Origin of the sequence: Kitasatospora sp. NPDC051853 (assembly GCF_044452665.1) — a bacterium.
Taxonomy (GTDB): domain Bacteria; phylum Actinomycetota; class Actinomycetes; order Streptomycetales; family Streptomycetaceae; genus Kitasatospora.
On record NZ_JBITBY010000023.1, the window covers coordinates 49,526 to 69,246 of the forward strand.

The 19,721-nt window shown below is 70.1% G+C and carries 14 protein-coding genes; 13 read left to right on the forward strand and 1 reads right to left on the reverse strand.

Features of this window, described 5'->3' with window-relative positions:
• The first annotated feature begins 238 nt into the window (after window positions 1-238).
• The 4 genes from ACIA8O_RS39235 (at window position 239) to mycP (ending at window position 4,086) form a co-directional block, all read left to right on the forward strand.
• A complete protein-coding gene (locus tag ACIA8O_RS39235) occupies window positions 239-1,810 on the forward strand; it encodes a type VII secretion protein EccB (protein ID WP_396298875.1) in 1,572 nt (523 codons plus the stop codon).
• A 213-nt stretch (window positions 1,811-2,023) separates the two neighbouring features.
• Window positions 2,024-2,296, forward strand: a complete 273-nt coding sequence (locus ACIA8O_RS39240) for a WXG100 family type VII secretion target (protein ID WP_396298876.1) — start codon at window positions 2,024-2,026, stop codon at window positions 2,294-2,296.
• 79 nt (window positions 2,297-2,375) lie between these two features.
• Complete coding sequence (locus ACIA8O_RS39245) at window positions 2,376-2,669, forward strand: WXG100 family type VII secretion target (RefSeq protein WP_396298877.1); 294 nt, start codon at window positions 2,376-2,378, stop codon at window positions 2,667-2,669.
• A gap of 166 nt (window positions 2,670-2,835) precedes the next feature.
• Window positions 2,836-4,086 (forward strand): type VII secretion-associated serine protease mycosin, encoded by a 1,251-nt coding sequence (gene mycP / locus ACIA8O_RS39250; RefSeq protein ID WP_396298878.1) that lies wholly within the window; start codon window positions 2,836-2,838, stop codon window positions 4,084-4,086.
• An 81-nt stretch (window positions 4,087-4,167) separates the two neighbouring features.
• On the opposite strand, the gene eccCa is transcribed toward mycP, so the two are convergent.
• Window positions 4,168-8,118, reverse strand: coding sequence for a type VII secretion protein EccCa (gene eccCa / locus ACIA8O_RS39255; RefSeq protein ID WP_396298879.1), 3,951 nt, complete (start codon window positions 8,116-8,118; stop codon window positions 4,168-4,170).
• A gap of 353 nt (window positions 8,119-8,471) precedes the next feature.
• On the opposite strand from eccCa, the gene eccD reads away from it, so the two are divergent.
• The 9 genes from eccD (at window position 8,472) to ACIA8O_RS39300 (ending at window position 19,448) form a co-directional block, all read left to right on the forward strand.
• Window positions 8,472-9,929, forward strand: a complete 1,458-nt coding sequence (eccD, locus tag ACIA8O_RS39260) for a type VII secretion integral membrane protein EccD (protein WP_396298880.1) — start codon at window positions 8,472-8,474, stop codon at window positions 9,927-9,929.
• A 166-nt stretch (window positions 9,930-10,095) separates the two neighbouring features.
• The gene (gene rpsO / locus ACIA8O_RS39265) at window positions 10,096-10,386 is read left to right on the forward strand and encodes a 30S ribosomal protein S15 (protein ID WP_345288773.1); all 291 of its coding nucleotides are present in this window, start codon (window positions 10,096-10,098) and stop codon (window positions 10,384-10,386) included.
• Between the two features lie 430 nt (window positions 10,387-10,816).
• Window positions 10,817-13,030, forward strand: coding sequence for a polyribonucleotide nucleotidyltransferase (locus ACIA8O_RS39270; protein ID WP_396298881.1), 2,214 nt, complete (start codon window positions 10,817-10,819; stop codon window positions 13,028-13,030).
• A 130-nt stretch (window positions 13,031-13,160) separates the two neighbouring features.
• On the forward strand, window positions 13,161-14,513 hold the full coding sequence (locus ACIA8O_RS39275) for a M16 family metallopeptidase (RefSeq protein WP_396298882.1): 1,353 nt from the start codon (window positions 13,161-13,163) through the stop codon (window positions 14,511-14,513).
• 13 nt (window positions 14,514-14,526) lie between these two features.
• On the forward strand, window positions 14,527-15,264 hold the full coding sequence (gene dapB / locus ACIA8O_RS39280; protein WP_396298883.1) for a 4-hydroxy-tetrahydrodipicolinate reductase: 738 nt from the start codon (window positions 14,527-14,529) through the stop codon (window positions 15,262-15,264).
• Window positions 15,265-15,271: 7 nt separating this feature from the next.
• Window positions 15,272-15,733: a hypothetical protein gene (locus ACIA8O_RS39285; protein ID WP_396298884.1), complete on the forward strand. Its 462-nt coding sequence runs from the start codon at window positions 15,272-15,274 to the stop codon at window positions 15,731-15,733.
• Complete coding sequence (gene thyX, locus ACIA8O_RS39290; protein ID WP_396298885.1) at window positions 15,730-16,452, forward strand: FAD-dependent thymidylate synthase; 723 nt, start codon at window positions 15,730-15,732, stop codon at window positions 16,450-16,452. Before ACIA8O_RS39285 ends, thyX begins: the two co-directional genes overlap by 4 nt.
• Window positions 16,453-16,690: 238 nt before the next feature.
• The gene (gene dapA, locus ACIA8O_RS39295; RefSeq protein ID WP_396298886.1) at window positions 16,691-17,590 is read left to right on the forward strand and encodes a 4-hydroxy-tetrahydrodipicolinate synthase; all 900 of its coding nucleotides are present in this window, start codon (window positions 16,691-16,693) and stop codon (window positions 17,588-17,590) included.
• A gap of 172 nt (window positions 17,591-17,762) precedes the next feature.
• A complete protein-coding gene (locus ACIA8O_RS39300; RefSeq protein WP_396298887.1) occupies window positions 17,763-19,448 on the forward strand; it encodes a ribonuclease J in 1,686 nt (561 codons plus the stop codon).
• The last annotated feature ends 273 nt before the right edge of the window (window positions 19,449-19,721 follow it).

Consider the following 19,721-nt stretch of genomic DNA (forward strand, 5'->3'; position numbering starts at 1 on the left):
CCGAGTGGCCCTCTCTGAATCAGATAATCCACGGCCCGGTTGACCGGTCGGCAAACCGTACCCGTACCGTACTCACCGTCTGCTGCCGCATCGTAGAGGGTTGGCTGCGATGCGCACCCGGCGGGTGGCAGACTCAGCCGCCGCGGCCCGGGACGGGGAACGCACGTACGGGCCGGTCGGGCTGACGCACACACAGTTGTCGGACTGGCAATTCGGTCGAACAGGGGAGACGACGAGCATGGCATCACGCCGCGACGAGCTGAACGCCTACACCTCGGCGCGCAAGCGGACGGTGGGGGCCTTCCTGCTGCCCAGCGGCGGGGGGAACGACGAGGACGCGCCGCGCCCGGTGAAGGCGGTGCTGCCCAGTGTGGTGGTGGCCGCGGTGATCGTGGCCGGCTTCGCCATGTGGGGGGTGATCAAGCCCGCGGCGCCCAAGGACTGGGACAGCGGGGCCAACATCATCCAGGGCAAGCAGTCGACCACCCGCTACGTGATCCTGCCGAACCCGAAGACCAAGGAGAAGGAACTCCACCAGGTCCTCAACATGTCCTCGGCCCGGCTGGTGCTGCCGGCCGGCGCCAAGGTCGTGATCGTGGCGGACAAGGTGCTGGACGCGTACAAGAACCACGGCGCGACCATCGGCATCCCGTACGCCCCGGACAAGCTGCCGGCCGACTCGGTGGCCAGCAAGCCGAAGCTCTGGACGGTCTGCAACAAGCCCGGTGCGGACGAGATGAAGCCGCCGAACCAGGCGGTCTTCGTGGCGGCGGACAAGGACGCGGACGAGCTGCACAACCCGGCCCGGATGATCGGCCCGGGCCAGATGCTGTACGTCCAGGGCCCCAAGCAGGGGGCCAACCCCGGCTCCAAGTACCTGATCGACAACAAGGGTTACCTGCACTTCCTGGGCGGTCCCTCGGCCACCGAGAAGCAGCGCTCGGCGATGGAGGACGGCCTGTTCGGCAGCAACGCCGACCCGCAGCAGGTGACCCAGGAGTGGCTGAACACCATGGAGGACGGCTCGGCGGTGAAGTTCAAGCGCCCCGAGGAGTTCGACGCCAAGAAGAACCAGGCCTCCCAGCTGCCGATCGACGCGGCGCACAAGAAGGTCGGCCGGCTGGTCTCCTTCCAGAACCGCAGCTTCTTCATGGTTGGTACCAACAAGCTCTACGAAATGTCCCCGTTCCAGTCCCGGCTCATGATCAACGACCTCGAACTCCGGGCGCTCTACGGCGGATCCACGCCCAAGTTCGCCGAGCTCTCGCCGAACGACTACGCCCAGGTGAAGGGCATGATCGACGACAAGGAGCTGCAGGACGAGAAGGACCTGCCGGACGAGCTGCCGCAGGACCAGGCGGTCAACTTCGACAAGGAGCGCCGCACCCTCTGCAGCACCTACGAGGGCATGGACGGGAAGACCGTCAAGCGCAGCGTCTGGGCCGCCAAGGACTACCCGGCGCCGATCCTCTCCGGTGCCGCCAGTGCCCGCGTCTCGCCCGGCCACGGGCTGCTGTTCCGCTCCATGGACACCAACGGCGAGGACACCTCGGGCTCCAACTTCCTGATCACCGAGACCGGTCTGCGGTACTCGGTGCCCATCAACGGCGACGGCGGCAAGGCTGCCCAGCCGGGCACCGAGCAGCCGCCGCAGGGGCAGCCCGCCGGGGCCGAGAAGGCCAACGAGACCCAGGCCAGGCTCGGCTACGAGAAGGTGACCCCGGTGCCGGTGCCCGGCGTGTGGGCCAATCTGGTGCCCGCCGGGCCGGTGCTGAACACGGCCGCGGCCCTGCAGACGCAGGTCGCCTGACGCTCGATCAGTTCGCCTGCGCGGGCTGTGTGTCATGGCTTGGTAACTACCCGGCTCCCGATGTTGGGCCACTTGCGCACGGCGGCTACAGTGCTGGAGGACATCACACCGTGATGTCCGGCGGACCGTCCGTGCCAGTACGGTCCGCGGGGAAGTCTGTCTCATGGGGGACGGTGGATCATGGCTGGTCAGTTCACGACTACGTCTGAGGAAATGAACGCGTTTGCCAACCGCATCGGGGAGGTGAACGCGTCCGTGCAGGGCGAGATCCAGCGGCTCAACACGCTGGTCGACGAGATCAAGGCCGGCTGGCGCGGCCAGGCCGCCGCTGCGTACCAGCAGCTGCAGACCCGGTTCAACGAGGACGCCACCAAGCTGAACCAGGTGCTCGACGAGATCCGTCAGGCGATCGTGGCCACCACCCAGGCCTACACCGCCACGGAAGAGGAGCAGCGTGCCGCGATGAACAGCGGCGGCGGCTTCTAAGCCTCTCGGCCAGTCCGAAGACACCACTCGCGGTCCGCTGGACGCAGACCGCATCGACTCCATCGGAACAGGGGAAACCATGGGCGACCAGATTCTTGTCAGTTTTGAGACCATCCAGAACGCCAGCAGCGAGGTCAAGCAGGGTGCCACGCGCATCCAGTCCCAGCTGGACGACCTGAAGGCCGGCGTTCAGAAGATCGCGGCCTCGTGGAGCGGCGTTGCCCAGGAGGGCTACCAGGCCCGCCAGGCGATCTGGGACTCCAGCGCGGCCGACCTGCAGCAGGCGCTGCAGCAGATCTCGGTGACCCTGGACAACGCGGCCCAGAGCTACCAGGCGACCGAGGCCAAGAACGCCGGCATCTGGAACGCCTGACCCGGCAGCCGCCCCTGCGGGTGGCACGCTGAGCAGCACTGCAGGGGCGGGCACCCGTACGGGTGCCCGCCCCCGGTGCGTATCCTGGCCCGGGCTCGAACTCCGGGCCCGGGGAGGGCCGTTCCACGGGGGCACGGCACGGGGTGAAGCATGGAGGGGACGTCAGGTGCAGTTGGTCAGGTACCGCAAGGCGGCTGCGGCCTTCGTCGCGCTCGGGGTGGTCGGCACTCTCGCCGCGACCCCGGCGCACGCGGAGGCGCCGGGTGAGCGCTGGTCGCCGCTGGGGATCGCGGCCTCGGCCGAGTGCAGCTTCCCGTCGAACAACGTGGACAGCACGCCCTGGTCGATCCAGCGGCTGCTGCTCGGCCAACTCTGGGGCAGTGACGGCAAGTTGAACGGCGCCGGGACGAAGGTCGCGGTGATCGACACCGGCGTGGACGACACCAACCCGCAGCTCCAGGGCAAGGTGGAGGAGGGCCTCTTCACCCTCACCGACAAGTCCACCGGCAAGAAGCCCGACGGCACGGCCAAGACCGACCCGGTCGGCCACGGCACCAAGGTGGCCGGCATCATCGCGGCCCGCAAGGTGCCCGGCACCGGCTTCGTCGGGATAGCCCCCGGCGCCACCATCGTGAGCTACCGGCAGAACGACGCCCAGGGCAACGGTGACGTGCAGACCCTGATCGACTCGATCAAGGACGCCATCGCCCGCAAGGTCGACGTCATCAACATCTCCCAGGACGTCCGGGCCACCAACGAGAAGGGTGAGTTCGACCGCAGCGCGCAGCTCGAGGAGATCGTCAAGATCGCCGAGGAGCAGAAGATCGTGGTGGTCGCCTCGGCCGGCAACGACGGCCACGAGGTGAACACCTACCCCGCCGCCTACGAGACCGTGCTCGCGGTCGGCGCCTCGGACCGCAACAACGAGCGCGCCACCTTCTCCCAGTACGGCGAGTTCGTCGACGTCGCCGCCCCCGGGGTGGACATGCTCTCCACCGTTCCCAAGGGCGGCCAGTGCGTGGACAACGGCACCAGCTTCTCCACCCCGTACGTGGCCGGCGTGGCCGCCCTGCTCAAGCAGCGTCACCCGGACTGGACCCCGGCCCAGATCCGGACCCGGATCATGCAGACCGCCCAGCGCACCGAGCGCACCGCCAACCGCTTCGTCGGCTGGGGCGTGGTCGACCCGGTGAAGGCCGTGCGCAGCGATCTGCCCGCCGCCTCGGCGCCGACCGACGACCCGGTGATCCAGCTGGCACAGGACCCGCTGGTGGCCCAGCCGGCCGGCCTGGTGGAGACCCAGCAGGACCGTGACTCGCGCACCGCCACCTACGTGCTGGGCCTGGGCGGCCTGCTGGTGGGCGGCCTGGCGGGCGGCTCGGTGGTGCTGCGCGACCGGCGCCGCCGCGAGCACTGATCCCCGCTCCGGCCCGCAGCGCCGAAAAGGGCCGTGGCCCCTCCTTCCGGAGGGGCCACGGCCCTTTCTGGCGGGTACCGCTCAGAGGGTCGGCAGCCAGCCCGTCTGGACGGTCTGACCGGCCGTCATGCGACGGGTCACCAGGATGCCTCGGCCCGGCGGCAGCGGCTGCGGCTTGACGGTGCCCAGCAGGGCGCCCTCGCCCTTGTCGCCGGACATGATCAGGCCCTGGCCGCCGAGCTCCTTCATCCGCTGCATGACCGGCTCGAACATCGCGCGGCCGGCGCCACCGGAGTTGCGCGCGATGATGATGCGCAGGCCGATGTCCCGGGCGAACGGGAGGAACTCGGCCAGCGGGGCCATCGGGTTGCCCGAGGAGGTGGCGACCAGCTCGTAGTCGTCCACGATCACGAACATGTCCTTGCCGGTGTACCAACTGCGGTTGCGCAGCTGCTCCGGGGTGACGTCCGGGCCGGGCAGGCGGCGCGAGCAGGCGCCGCGCAGCATCTCCACGATCGAGGACATCGCCGGGGCGGCGGCCGCGTACTCCACCAGGTACTCCGGCGGGACGACGCCGAGCAGCGAGCGGCGGAAGTCGCCGACCACGATGCCGGCCTGCTCCGGGGTGTACCGCTCGGTGATCTGCTTGATCATCATGCGCAGCACGGCCGACTTGCCGGACTCGCTCGCACCGAACACCACGAACAGCGGGTCGGTCTCGAAGTTGAGGAACACCGGGGCGAGTTCGACCTCGTCCACACCGAAGGCCACACCCAGCTCGGGGTGCTCGAAGCCCTTCGGCAGGGAGTTCCCGTCGAGCACGGCCGGCAGCATCCGGACCTGCGGGGCGCGCTGCCCCGTCCAGCCCGCGTCGACCTGGGCGACCAGGTCGGCGACCCCGTCCACCAGGTCCTCGACCGTGCTGTTGCCGTCCAGGCGGGGCAGGCCCGCCAGGAAGTGCAGCTTGTCCGAGGTGAGGCCGCGGCCGGGCTGGCCGGCCGGGACGTTCTGCGCGACCTTGCGGTCGATCTCGGACTCCATCGCGTCACCGAGGCGCAGCTCGGTGCGGTTCTGCAGCAGGTCCTTGAGGGCCGGCCGGACCTCGGCGTAGCGGGCCGCGGTGAGGATCACGTGCACGCCGTAGCCGAGACCGCGCTGGGCGATGTCGGCGATGACCGGCTCGAGCGCCTCGAAGTCCTGCTTGAAGGTCAGCCAGCCGTCGATGATCAGGAAGACGTCGCCGAACTGCTCGTCCGGCAGCTGCCCGTTGGCCCGCTTGGAGCGGTAGGTGGCGATGGTGTCGATGCCGGTCGAGCGGAACAGCTCCTCGCGCCGGTTGAGCACCCCGTGCACCTCGCTGACGGCGCGTCGGACCTTCTCCACGTCCAGACGCCCGGCCACCCCGCCGACGTGCGGCAGGCCCTGCAGGCTCTGGAAACCGCCACCACCGAAGTCCAGCAGGTAGAACTGCGTCTCGGCGGCGGTGTGGGTGACCGAGAAGCCCGCCACCATGGTGCGGATCAGGGTGGACTTGCCGGAGCGCGGACCACCCACCACCAGGCCGTGACCGGCGGCGCCGGAGAAGTCCTGGTAGAGCACGTCGCGGCGCTGGTCGCGCGGCTTGTCGACGATGCCGACCGGCACCACCAGACGGCCGAGCGCACCGAACTCCGGCGAGGTGAGGCCGCGTTCGGGGGTCACCTGGAGCGGCGGCACCAGCTGGTCCACCGACGGCGAGGTGTCCAGCGGCGGCAGCCAGACCTGGTGGGCCGGCGGGCCCTGGGAGATCATCCGCTGCACGAAGACGTCGAGCATGGTGTCGAGCAGCGAGTCGTCGACCTCCTCGACCTCCTCGACCGGGACCTCCTCGACCACCGGCTCGACCACCTCGACCTCGGCGGCGGTGAACAGCACCGGCTGGGCGGTGACCACCCGGCCGCCGGAGACGACCTGCTGGCCCGGTGGACGGTACGGACCGGACACGTACGCGGCCCGGAACCGCTCCATCACGTCGGAGCCGAACTTCAGGTAGCCGACGCCCGGGATGGGCGGCAGGTGGTACGCGTCCGGCACGCCGATCGCGGCCCGCGACTCGGCGGCCGAGAAGGTGCGCAGACCCAGGCGGTAGGAGAGGAAGGTGTCCAGACCGCGGAGCTTGCCCTCCTCCAGACGCTGGGAGGCGAGCAGCATGTGCATACCGAGTGAACGGCCGATGCGGCCGATCTGGATGAACAGGTCGATGAAGTCCGGCTTGGCGGTGAGGAGTTCGGAGAACTCGTCGATGATCATCAGCAGCGAGGGCAGCGGGTCGAGCGGGGCGCCGGCGGCGCGGGCCCGCTCGTACTCGTTGATGTTCGCGTAGTTGCCCGCCGAGCGCAGCAGCTCCTGACGGCGGTTCATCTCACCCTCGATCGCATCGCGCATGCGGTCGATCAGGGTGGCCTCGCCCTCCAGGTTGGTGATCACGGCGGCGGTGTGCGGCATCTCCGACATGCCGGCGAAGGTCGCACCACCCTTGAAGTCCGCGAGCACCAGGTTGAGCACCTCGGAGGAGTGGGTGACCGCGAGCGCCAGCACGATGGTGCGCAGCACCTCGGACTTGCCGGAACCGGTCGCGCCGACGCACATGCCGTGCGGGCCCATGCCCTGGAGCGAGGCCTCCTTGAGGTCCAGCCAGACGTACTCGCCGTTCTGGCCCACGCCCAGCGGCACCTTGAGCTTCTCCGAGATCGGCTTCGGCCGCCAGTGCCGGGCCGGGTCGAAGGAGCCCGGGTCACCGGTCTCCATCATCTCGGTGAAGTCCATCGAGACCAGCGACGGGTCGCCGTCGTCACCGCCGGCCGAGACCCGGAACGGCGCCAACTGCCGCGCCAGCGCCTCGGACTGCCAGGACGACAGGGTGTCCGGCTTGCCCGAGTAGGAGGCGCCGGAGGCGGACTCCAGCAGCAGCCGGTCCTTGGTCAGGGTGACCACCAGGTGGCCGCTCGGCTCGTCCAGGTCACCCGGCACCACCTCGATGATGGTGACGTTCTCGACGCCCTCGACCCCGGCCAGCACCGAGTCGTGCGGGACGGAGGCACCGTCCATCACGACCACCAGGTGCGGCTGGTCGGCGGACGGCACCGAGTCCCGGGAGAAGCCCTTGCGGCCGTTCAGCTCGGTGGCCAGCAGCACCTCCAGCTCGCCCAGCCCGGTGGCGATCAGACGGCGCGAACCGGCGCCGTCGCTCTCCTTGCGGTGCTGGGTGTGCGGCAGCCACTTCGCCCACTCCCACTCGTCCACCGCGCCGGGCGCGGCGGCCACCCCGATGACCAGGTCGTCGGGGGAGTGCAGGGTGGCCAGCTGGGCCAGCATCGCGCGCACGTTGCCGTACACGGTGTCCGGGTCGCCGCAGACCGTGATGTGGTAGAAGGCGCGCAGCGAGACCGCCAGCGGCAGGTCCTGCAGGGTGCCGTGCGCGGTCAGGAAGTCCTTCATCGCGGCCGCCGAGAGCGGCTCCAGCTCGTCCATCGGAGCGGTCTCGGGCGCCTTCAGCGGCGTGTTCAGCTGCTGCGGGCCCTGGCCCAGACGGATCTGCGCGAAGTCCGGGTCGCTCGGACGCCGCTCCCAGAGCCGGCGGCCCTCGGCGACGATCGACCAGAGCTGGTCCGGCTCCGGGTGCAGGAACAGCTGCGCACCGCGCTGCCGGTCGGCCGTACGGCGGACCTGACGGCGCATCTGCTGCAGGTACTTCAGGTAGTCCCGGCGCTCGTCCGCCGTCCCGGCGCTACCGCCCTTGCGGGCCTTGACGATCTGCGCCACCGCCATCGCGGCGGTGGAGGCCACCATCAGCACGCCCATCATCTTCATCGGCCCCTGGCCGTTGAAGAGGAACGCCGCCGAACCGCCCATGCCCAGCAGGGGCAGCAAGGACATCATCCAGTCCTCGCCACCGGCCCTCGGGAGCTCCGGCGGCGGCACCAGCTCCACCGGCTCGTCCGGTACCGCCGGCGGATACGCCCGCGCCGGACGCTTGACCGTAATCACACTCACTGGCATCAGCCCTCACGCACACGCAACTGGACACGTACGGGATTGAGGGCGCCCCGTGTGTGATGACGCCGCCCCCGCTCCGCCGATCGCAGGCGTCCCCGGGGTCGCGCGTCATCGCCCCCGTCCGCCTCGCGCAGGGGCCCACCCTACTGGGAGCACGTCAACCGTTCGAGCACGGGGGCGTAACTCACCTGCACCGCAACGGCTTGACGCTCCGTCCGGGGGCAGGTATCCCGGCCCGAACCAACTGGCGGTAGGGTGTCGCCGCGCCAACTCTTGGCCGGGTCGTGCCAGTTCCGGCCCGAACGGGGGCGCCAAGCTGACAACGGACACAGCAACAGGGGGAAGTGCCGGTGAGCTCTAACGCCACTACCGGATTCTGCCGGGTCACCGTCGTGGCGCCGGACAGCCGGATCGACGTCGCACTGCCGGAGGACGTTCCGCTCGCGGACATCTACCCCGAGGTCCTGCGGCTCTCCGGGCAGACCCAGGTGGACGGTGCGCCCACCGGCTTCCACCTGGTCCGCCGGGACGGCACCGTGCTGGACAGCGGGCTGCCGCTGGCCGCCCAGCAGGTCCGCGACGGAGACCTGCTGAGCCTGCGTCCGTTCGCGGAGTCGCTGCCACCGGCCGTCTACGACGACGTGGCCGACGCCATCGCCAGCGCGGTCGGCGCCGACCACCGGTTCTGGAGCCCGGAGCTGATGCGCTCCTTCGGCCTGATCGGGGCGGGCGTGCTGCTCACCCTGCTCGGCTTCGCGCTCTGGTTCTCGGACCTGAAGCACAACATGAACGGCCTGCCCGGCATCCTGGCCGGCGTCACCGCGATCGTGCTGGTCGCCTTCGCCGGCGTCCGGGCCCGGGTCTACCAGGACCACGACGCCGCCGTCGCGCTCGGCCTCGGCGCCCTGCCGCACACCCTGATCGCCGGCTCCGGCATCGTCGCGGTGGCCACCGTCGGCGACGGCCCCGGCCGCCTCCAGCTGCTGGTCGGCTGCGTCGCCGTGCTGGTGGTCTCGGTCCTGCTGGTCGGCATGCTTCCGGAGAAGGACTCGGTCTTCGTGGCCGCCGCCTTCCTGGCCGCCTCCGGCACCCTGGCCTCCTTCGCCGCCGTGCTGCTCTCCGAGACCCCGGCCACCGACATCGCCGCCGTCACCGGCGTCGCCGCCGTCGCGGCGGTCGGCTTCCTGCCCGCGCTCTCCGCCCGCTTCGCCCGCCTGCCCGTCGGCTTCAACGCCCCCGGCCAGACCCGCACCCGCGGCAGCTCCTACGCCGAGGAGGCCGCCGCCTCCGAGACCGTCCAGTACGAGCGGATCGCCCACCAGGCCCGGCGCGGCCACGAGGTCCTGGTCGGCCTGGTCGGCGGCTGCGCCGCCACCGTGATCGGCGCCTGCACCGTGCTCGGCTTCAGCGACCGGACGTGGGCCGAGCTGCTGGCCCTGGTCATCGGCATCGCCACCATGCTGCGGGCCCGCCTGTTCCGCTACACCGGCCAGGTCTTCGCCCTCACCATCGCCGGCCTGATCGGCCTGGCGCTGCTGATCATCGGCCTCTCGCTGCACACCCCGCAGTTCATCCTGAGCGCCTCCACCTCCTCCTCGGTGGACCTGCGCACCGTCTGGCTCTCCGCCTCCATCGCGGCCGGCGCCGCCATCCTGACCGGCATCGCCCTGGTCGTCCCGCGCCTGGGCGTCTCCCCGTTCTGGGGCCGCATCCTGGACATGATCGACGGCCTGATGCTGATCGCCCTGGTCCCGCTGGCCCTGGCCGTCCTCGACATCTACGGCCTCGTCCGCGGCGCCACCAGTTAGTCGCCCGCTCGCCTCCGGGCGGGAGGGGCCGAGAGCTTCCGCCCGTCGTCGCCCCTCACCCTGCGGTAAGGGGCGGCGGCGGGCGCTGGTACTCTTGGCCAGTCCGAGTTCTGTCAGATCCCTGTGCCGTCTACCAGGGTCACTCGGAAACCTTGAAGGAGATGCCGTGGCTCTCGCCGCTGACGTCAAGAAGCAGATCTTCGCCGAGTTCGGCCAGAAGGAGGGCGACACCGGCTCCCCCGAGGTGCAGGTCGCGATGCTCTCCCGCCGTATCTCGGACCTGACCGAGCACCTCAAGTTCCACAAGCACGACCACCACTCGCGTCGTGGCCTGCTGATCCTGGTCGGCCAGCGCCGCCGCCTTCTCCAGTACCTGGCCAAGAAGGACATCGAGCGCTTCCGTACCCTGGTGGACCGCCTCGGCATCCGCCGCGGTGCCGCCGGCGGCGCCCGCTAAGACCGCTGCAAGGGGCGGCTCCCCGATCACCGGGGGGCCGCCCCTCGCTGCATGCACGAGCACCGGAGTGCACCCCGCCGCACCGCACGCGCTCTAATGACGCGCTCGGTAGGGTGTGAATTTGTAAGGTGAGGGGCATGCCCGGTCATGGCGCCGATCACGGGATCGGCCCGACCCAGGCAACAAACGCACTCACCAGGCGGGACGAAGGGCCTCAAACGGAGGCCGCCCGCATCCGGAGGAGCGTCCAGACGCGACCGCCGACCAGGCCCGAGAGGCGCCGGTCCTCGGTAGTGGCCCCCGGGAGTCCCCACAGCGGGAAGCCCCGGAGGCTTCGATCGAAGACCGGCCCGAACTGCCCAGGGCCGCCCGGCAGACAGCAAGCGCTGGGACGCTCCTCCGGGAACGTACGAAAGAGGAGATCTTCCAGGTGGAAGAGAACGTGTTCTACGCCGAGGCCGTCATCGACAACGGCAGCTTCGGCACCCGTACCATCCGCTTCGAGACCGGCCGCCTGGCCCGTCAGGCCGCCGGCTCCGCCGTGGCCTACCTGGACGACGACACCATGGTGCTGTCGGCCACCAGCGCCTCCAAGCAGCCGAAGGAGCACTTCGACTTCTTCCCGCTGACGGTGGACGTCGAGGAGCGGATGTACGCCGCGGGCCGCATCCCCGGCTCGTTCTTCCGTCGTGAGGGCCGGCCCTCCGAGGACGCGATCCTCACCTGCCGCCTGATCGACCGTCCGCTGCGCCCGTCCTTCGTCAAGGGCCTGCGCAACGAGGTCCAGGTCGTCTGCACCGTCATGGCGCTCAACCCGGACCACCTGTACGACGTGGTGGCCATCAACGCCGCCTCGGCCTCCACCCAGCTCGCGGGCCTGCCGTTCTCCGGCCCGATCGGTGGCGTCCGGGTCGCGCTGATCAAGGGTCAGTGGGTGGCCTTCCCGACCCACTCCGAGCTCGAGGACGCCGTCTTCGACATGGTCGTGGCCGGCCGCACCCTGCCGGACGGCGACGTCGCGATCATGATGGTCGAGGCCGAGGCCACCACCAAGACCATCACCCTGGTGGGCGAGGGCGCCGAGGCTCCGACCGAGGAGGTCGTGGCCGCCGGTCTCGAGGCCGCCAAGCCGTTCATCAAGGTGCTCTGCGCCGCCCAGGCGAAGCTGGCCGCCCAGGCCGCCAAGCCGACCGGCGAGTTCCCGGTCTTCCTGGACTACCAGGACGACGTGCTGGCCGCCCTGACCACCGCCGTCAAGGGCGAGCTGGCCAAGGCGCTCACCATCGCCGGCAAGACCGAGCGCAACGCCGAGATCGACCGGATCAAGGGCATCGCCGCCGAGAAGCTCCTGCCGGAGTTCGAGGGCCGCGAGAAGGAGATCAGCGCCGCCTACAACGCGCTGACCAAGAAGATCGTCCGCGAGCGCGTCATCACGGACAAGGTCCGCATCGACGGCCGCGGCGTCACCGACATCCGCACCCTGGCCGCCGAGGTCGAGGCCATCCCGCGCGTCCACGGCTCGGCGCTGTTCGAGCGCGGCGAGACCCAGATCCTGGGTGTCACCACGCTGAACATGCTCCGCATGGAGCAGCAGCTCGACACGCTCTCCCCGGAGACGCGTCGCCGCTACATGCACAACTACAACTTCCCGCCGTACTCGGTCGGCGAGACCGGCCGCGTCGGTTCGCCGAAGCGCCGCGAGATCGGCCACGGCGCGCTGGCCGAGCGGGCGATCCTGCCCGTGCTGCCGACCCGCGAGGAGTTCCCCTACGCGATCCGCCAGGTCTCCGAGGCGCTGAGCTCCAACGGCTCCACCTCGATGGGCTCGGTCTGCGCCTCGACCATGTCGCTGCTGAACGCGGGTGTCCCGCTGAAGGCCGCCGTGGCCGGCATCGCGATGGGCCTGATCTCCCAGGAGATCGACGGCGAGACCCACTACGTCACGCTGACCGACATCCTCGGTGCCGAGGACGCGTACGGCGACATGGACTTCAAGGTCGCCGGTACCCGCAACTTCATCACCGCGCTCCAGCTGGACACCAAGCTCAACGGCATCCCGGCCTCCGTGCTGGCCGCCGCGCTGAAGCAGGCCAAGGACGCCCGCCTGCACATCCTCGACGTGATGAACGAGGCCATCGACTCGCCCGACGAGATGTCCCCGAACGCCCCGCGCATCATCACCATCAAGATCCCGGTGGACAAGATCGGTGAGGTCATCGGCCCCAAGGGCAAGATGATCAACCAGATCCAGGAGGACACCGGCGCGGAGATCACGATCGAGGACGACGGCACCATCTACATCGGTGCCAGCGACGGTCCGGCCGCCGAGGCCGCCCGCGCCACGATCAACCAGATCGCCAACCCGACCATGCCGGAGGTCGGCGAGCGCTACCTGGGCACCGTGGTGAAGACCACGACCTTCGGTGCCTTCGTCTCGCTCATGCCGGGCAAGGACGGCCTGCTGCACATCTCGCAGATCCGCAAGCTCGCCGGTGGCAAGCGCGTGGAGAACGTCGAGGACGTGCTGGCCGTCGGCTCCAAGGTCCAGGTCGAGATCGCCGAGATCGACCCGCGCGGCAAGCTCTCGCTGATCCCGGTCATCGAGGGCGAAGAGGGCGGCGACGCCGCTCCCGCCGCCGAGTAACCACTCGAGAGCAACCACAACAGGGGCGCGAGGAACTGCGCGACCAGCCCGGCACCTCGTGCGCCGGCGGTCGGACCCGCAGTCCCTCGCGCCCCTGTCTCATGCGTTACACCGACGGAGGTACCACCCCGTGGCCCAGGCCAGCGCGGCGCAGCAGCGCCCCGGCTCCACCCGGACCCTGCTCAAGGGCGTGGACGGCGCCGGCACCGTGCGCCGCACCGTCCTCCCCGGCGGTCTGCGGGTCGTCACCGAGACCCTCCCGACGGTCCGCTCCGCGACCTTCGGCATCTGGGTCGGCGTCGGCTCCCGGGACGAGACCCCGGCGCTGAACGGCGCCACCCACTACCTGGAGCACCTGCTCTTCAAGGGCACCGCCCGCCGCACCGCCCTGGAGATCTCCGCCGCGCTCGACGCGGTCGGCGGCGAGATGAACGCGTTCACCGCCAAGGAGAACACCTGCTACTACGCGCGGGTGCTCGACACCGACCTGCCGCTGGCCATCGACGTGGTCTGCGACATGCTCACCGGCTCGCTGATCCGGCCCGAGGACGTGGAGGCCGAGCGCGGCGTCATCCTCGAGGAGATGGCGATGGCCGAGGACGACCCGGGCGACGTGGTGCACGACCTGTTCGCCAAGGTGATCTACGGTGACTCCCCGCTGGGCCGCCCGATCCTCGGCACCCAGGAGACGGTCACCAACCTGACCCGCGATCAGATCGCCGGGTTCTTCCACCGCCGCTACAAGCCCGAGCACCTGGTGGTCGCCGCGGCCGGCAACCTCGACCACGCGACCGTGGTCCGGCAGGTCCGCAAGGCCTTCGCGCCCGTCCTGGCCCGTTCGGCCGGCCACCCCGCCGAGGTCCGCAAGGGCGTCCGCGCGCTGCGCACGGCCGGCCGGGTCGAGGTGCTCAACCGCCCGACCGAGCAGGCCCACCTGGTGCTCGGCGTGCCCGGTGTGCCGCGCCACGACGAGCGCCGCTGGGCCCTCGGGGTGCTGAACGCCGCGCTCGGCGGCGGGATGAGCTCGCGGCTGTTCCAGGAGGTCCGGGAGAAGCGCGGGCTGGCCTACTCGGTCTACTCGTACTCCTCCTCGTACGCCGACAGCGGCCTGTTCGGCATCTACGCCGGCTGCCAGCCCAAGCGGGTCGAGCAGGTGCTGGAGATCTGCCGCGAGGAACTGGCCAGGGTGGTCGCCGAGGGCATCACCGAGGAGGAGCTGCGCCGGGCGATCGGCCAGATCTCCGGTTCCACCGTGCTCGGCATGGAGGACACCGGTTCGCTGATGAACCGGATCGGCAAGGCCGAGATCAGCTACGGCCAGCACCTGTCCGTCAGCGAGATGCTGGAGCGGATCGCCGCGGTCACCCTGGACGACGTCCACGCGGTGGCCCGGGACGTGCTCGGTGCGCACCGGCCCTCGCTCGCGCTGATCGGCCCGATCAACCAGAAGCGGGCCGACGCGCTCGCCTCCCTGCTGGCCTGAGAGGACATCTGACATGACGTCTGTTGCTGTGATCGGGGCCACCGGCCGGATCGGCTCGGAGGCGGTCAAGGCCGTCACCGCGGCGCCGGACATGGAGCTCACCGCCGCGCTCAACCGCTCCTCCTCGCTGGAGGAGCTCAAGGGTGCCGAGGTCGCGGTCGAACTCACCCACCCCGACGCGGTGATGGCCAACCTGGAGCACTGCGTCCGCAACGGCATCCACGTGGTCACCGGCACCACCGGCTGGACCGAGGAGCGGCTCGCCACCCTGCGCGGCTGGCTGGCCGAGGCCCCCGGGGTCGGCGTGCTGATCGCGCCGAACTTCTCCATCGGCGCGGTGCTGTCGATGAAGTTCGCCCAGCAGGCGGCCAAGTACTTCGAGACCGTCGAGGTCGTCGAACTGCACCACAACAACAAGGCGGACGCCCCCAGCGGCACCGCCGCCCGCACCGCCCAGCTGATCGCCGCCGCCCGGGAGGAGGCCGGCCTGCCCCGGCAGTCCGACCCGACCACCCACGGCCTGCCCGGCGCCCGCGGCGCCGACGTGGACGGCGTCCCGGTGCACTCGGTCCGGCTGCGCGGCCTGCTGGCGCACCAGGAGGTGCTGCTCGGCGACACCGGCGAGACCCTGACGATCCGTCACGACTCGCTCCACCACAGCTGCTTCATGCCCGGCATCCTGCTCGGCGTGCGCAAGGTGGCCGAGCACCCGGGGCTGACCTTCGGCCTCGAGCACTTCATGGAGCTCTGAGCACCGCATGACCTCGCGCACCGGCTTCTTCCTGCTCTCCGCGGCCCTGCTGCTGGTCTCGCTGATCTGCATCGGTGAGGGTGTCCAGCTGATCGCCACCGGCAAGCCGCTCGGCATCGGCCTGGGCGTCTGCGCCTTCGTCATCCCGGCGATCGGCGTCTGGTTCCTGCGCCAGACCATGCGCTTCGGCCGGGCCAGCGAGCGGCTGGCCAAGGAGCTGGAGGCCGAGGGGGGCCTCCCGGTGGACGAGCTGCGCCGGACGGCCGGCGGGCGGATCGACCGGGCCTCCGCCGACGAGGTGTTCGCCCGCCGCAAGGCGGAGGCGGAGGCGGCCCCGGGGGACTGGCGGGTGTTCTTCCGCCTGGCCGTGGCGTACGCGGACGCGGGGGACACGCCGCGGGCCCGCAAGACCATGCAGCACGCCATCAAGCTGCACGGGAGTACCGATCCGATTGGGAGCAAGAGTTGAGCAGCGAAGTGAAGTTCCGCGACGACGTGACGGTGCAGCTGGTGCGCAGCGCCGCCGCCGACTCGGACGTCATCTGGTCCGCGCGGGTCTCCACCGCGGGTGAGCAGTCGCTGGAGGCGCTGGCCCAGGACCCGGAGAAGTCGGCCGGCCTGATCAACTTCCTGATGCGCGACCGGCACGGCACCCCCTTCGAGCACAACTCGATGACCTTCTTCATCAGCGCGCCGATCTTCGTCTTCCGCGAGTTCCACCGGCACCGCAGCGGCTGGTCGTACAACGAGGAGTCCGGCCGCTACCGCAACCTGGAGCCGGTCTTCTACGTGCCCGGTGCCGACCGCAAGCTGGTCCAGCAGGGCCGCCCGGGCCGGTACGAGTTCGTGGACGGCACCCCGGAGCAGCAGGACGTGGTCGCGGAGCAGATGGAGGCCGCCTACCGGGCCTCGTACACCGCGTACCAGGAGATGCTGGAGGCCGGCGTCGCCCGCGAGGTGGCCCGGGCCGTGCTGCCGGTCGGCCTGTTCTCGTCGATGTACGCGACCTGCAACGCCCGCTCGCTGATGCACTTCCTCTCGCTGCGGACCAAGAAGGAGAACGCCACCGTGCCGTCCTTCCCGCAGCGCGAGATCGAGATGGTCGCCGAGGGCATGGAGGCGGAGTGGGCCAAGCTCATGCCGCTCACCCATGCGGCCTTCGAGAAGCACGGCCGCGTGGCCCCCTGACCTGGGCCGACAGGCATAGGAGTGGCTTGTCCGGCATGTCTGGATTGCGGTGGTTCTGGGCGCTCCCTAGGCTCGGGTCACGGATTCCGGTGCTGCTCGAACCCCCGAGCGAGTAGCACCGGAATCCCATGCCGGGACCGGGACGGACGGCTGACGGACCGTCAGTACCACGCCACACCTGTCCGAACCCTGGACCGCTCCGGATACCCCCGGGGTGCCTACGAGTAGTTTTGGACGCATGGCTCCGACCTCCACCCCCCAGACGCCTTTCGGCCGGGTCCTGACCGCGATGGTCACCCCGTTCACCGCCGACGGCGCGCTCGACCTCGACGGCGCCCAGCGCCTCGCCACCCACCTGGTGGACTCCGGCAACGACGGTCTCGTGATCAACGGCACCACCGGTGAGTCCCCCACCACCAGCGACACCGAGAAGGCCCAGCTGGTCCGCGCGGTCGTGGAGGCGGTCGGGGACCGGGCGCACGTCGTCGCAGGAGTCGGCACCAACGACACCCACCACAGCATCGAGCTGGCCCGCCAGGCCGAGGCGGCCGGCGCCCACGGCCTGCTGGTGGTCACCCCGTACTACAACAAGCCCCCGCAGGAGGGCATCTACCGCCACAACGTGGCGATCGCCGACGCGACCGCACTGCCCGTGATGCTCTACGACATCCCCGGCCGCTCCGGCGTCGCGATCGACACCGAGACCCTGGTCCGCCTCGGCGAGCACCCCCGGATCGTCGCCAACAAGGACGCCAAGGGCGACCTCGGCGCGGCCTCCTGGGCCATCACCCGCTCCGGCCTCGCCTGGTACTCCGGCGACGACATCCTCAACCTGCCGCTGCTCTCGGTCGGTGCCGTCGGCGTGGTCAGCGTGGTCGGCCACGTGGTGGCCGGCGAGCTGCGCACCATGCTCGACGCCTTCCGCGACGGCGACGTGGCGAAGGCCACCGCGGTCCACCAGAGCCTGCTGCCGGTGTTCAGCGGTATGTTCCGCACTCAGGGCGTGATCCTCACCAAGGCCGCGCTCACCCTGCAGGGCCACCCGGCCGGGCCGCTCCGCCTGCCGCTGGTCTCCGCCACCGCGGAGGAGATCGCGCGGTTGAAGGAGGATCTCGCCGCCGGCGGGGTACACCTGTAGCAGACAAGACGTGCGCGCCCCGGCTCGCCGGGCCTCCCGAGGCCTGCCGCTGGACCGGACCGAAGGCGCGAGGCATCAGACCTGGCAAGTAGGAAACCATCGAAGAACGCACGCCACGTGTCAGCAGGGGAGGACCCCCGGGGCATGTGGCGTGCGTCGTGAGGAGAGTCTTTTGAGCCACCCCCACCCCGACCTCGGCACGCCCCCGGCCCTCAAGCCCGGCGCCATCCGGATCACCCCGCTCGGCGGCCTCGGCGAGATCGGCCGCAACATGACCGTGCTGGAGCACGCGGGCCGGCTGCTGATCATCGACTGCGGCGTGCTCTTCCCCGAGGACGAGCAGCCCGGCGTCGACCTGATCCTGCCGGACTTCAGCTCCATCCGGGACCGCCTCGACAAGATCGACGGCATCGTCCTGACGCACGGTCACGAGGACCACATCGGTGCCGTCCCGTACCTGCTCCGGGAGAACCCGGACATCCCGCTGATCGGCTCCAAGCTGACCCTCGCCCTGATCGAGGCCAAGCTCGCCGAGCACCGGATCCGCCCGTACGTCCTGGAGGTCAAGGAGGGCGACCGCGAGCGGATCGGCCCCTTCGACTGCGAGTTCATCGCCGTCAACCACTCCATCCCGGACGCCCTGGCCGTCGCCGTCCGCACCCCGGCCGGCATGGTCGTCGCCACCGGCGACTTCAAGATGGACCAGCTCCCGCTGGACGGCCGCCTCACCGACCTCCCGGCCTTCGCCAAGCTGGCCGAGGAGGGCATGGACCTGCTGCTGGTGGACTCCACCAACGCCGAGGTCCCCGGCTTCATCCCGCACGAGCGCGACATCTCCGCGGCGCTGCGCAACGTCTTCGCCAACGCGGAGAAGCGCATCATCGTGGCCTCCTTCGCCAGCCACGTGCACCGCATCCAGCAGGTGCTGGACGCCGCGCACGAGCACAAGCGCAAGGTCGCCTTCGTCGGCCGCTCGATGGTCCGCAACATGGGCATCGCCCGTGACCTCGGCTACCTCAAGGTGCCGGGCAACATGATCGTCGACGTGAAGACCCTGGACGACCTGCCGGACAAGGACGTCGTCCTGGTCTGCACCGGCTCCCAGGGCGAGCCGATGGCCGCGCTGTCCCGGATGGCCAACCGCGACCACCAGATCCGGATCGTCGAGGGCGACACCGTCATCCTCGCCTCGTCGCTGATCCCGGGCAACGAGACCGCGATCTACCGCGTCATCAACGGCCTGACCCGCTGGGGCGCCAACGTCGTCCACAAGGGCAACGCCAAGGTGCACGTCTCCGGCCACGCCTCGGCCGGCGAGCTCCTGTACTTCTTCAACATCTGCAAGCCGAAGAACCTGATGCCGGTCCACGGCGAGTGGCGCCACCTGCGGGCCTGCGCCGACCTCGGCATCAAGACCGGCGTCCCGAAGAACCGCACCGTCATCGCCGAGGACGGCGTGGTGGTCGACCTGGAGAACGGCGTCGCCAAGATCGTCGGCAAGGTCCAGGCCGGCTACGTGTACGTCGACGGTTCGTCGGTCGGCGACATCACCGAGGCCTCGCTGAAGGACCGTCGGATCCTCGGCGAGGAGGGCTTCATCTCGGTCTTCGTGGTGGTCGACTCCACCAGCGGCAAGATCGTGAGCGGCCCGACCATCCAGGCCCGCGGCTCCGGCATCGACGACGGCGCCTTCGCCCCCGTGGTGGCCCGTCTCCAGGAGGCCCTGGAGAAGTCGGCCGGCGACGGCGTCCTGGAGGTCCGCCAGGTGCAGCAGCTGGTCCGCCGCACCATCGGCAAGTGGGTGGCGGACAACTACCGCCGCCGTCCGATGATCGTTCCGGTGGTCGTGGAGGTCTAGACCTCTGGTTTGACTTGGGGCAGCCCGGTGCGTAGTGTTCTCCGGGTTGCCCCAAGTGGTCTGCGGAACTTCCCCGAGCGAAATCGGGAAGGGAAAGCGGCCCGAGAAACTCTGATAGAGTTCGGGAGCGCCGAAAGGCCAAAGCGAAATCGGAAAGTGAAACTCCGGGAAATCGGAGCGGAAAACGTCTGATAAGCTGGAAACACGAAAGAACGAAGCGCCCGGAGGGCCTGCCGGAAGGCAGTCCGAAGGAAGCCACCGTTCCTTGAGAAC

Coding starts and splice junctions, on each gene's coding strand:
- ACIA8O_RS39245 (WP_396298877.1), top strand. CDS start 2,376: ATGGGCGACCAGATTCTTGTCAGTTTTGAGACCATCCAGAACGCCAGC.
- dapB (WP_396298883.1), top strand. CDS start 14,527: ATGACGTCTGTTGCTGTGATCGGGGCCACCGGCCGGATCGGCTCGGAG.
- dapA (WP_396298886.1), top strand. CDS start 16,691: ATGGCTCCGACCTCCACCCCCCAGACGCCTTTCGGCCGGGTCCTGACC.
- ACIA8O_RS39235 (WP_396298875.1), top strand. CDS start 239: ATGGCATCACGCCGCGACGAGCTGAACGCCTACACCTCGGCGCGCAAG.
- ACIA8O_RS39240 (WP_396298876.1), top strand. CDS start 2,024: ATGAACGCGTTTGCCAACCGCATCGGGGAGGTGAACGCGTCCGTGCAG.
- ACIA8O_RS39285 (WP_396298884.1), top strand. CDS start 15,272: ATGACCTCGCGCACCGGCTTCTTCCTGCTCTCCGCGGCCCTGCTGCTG.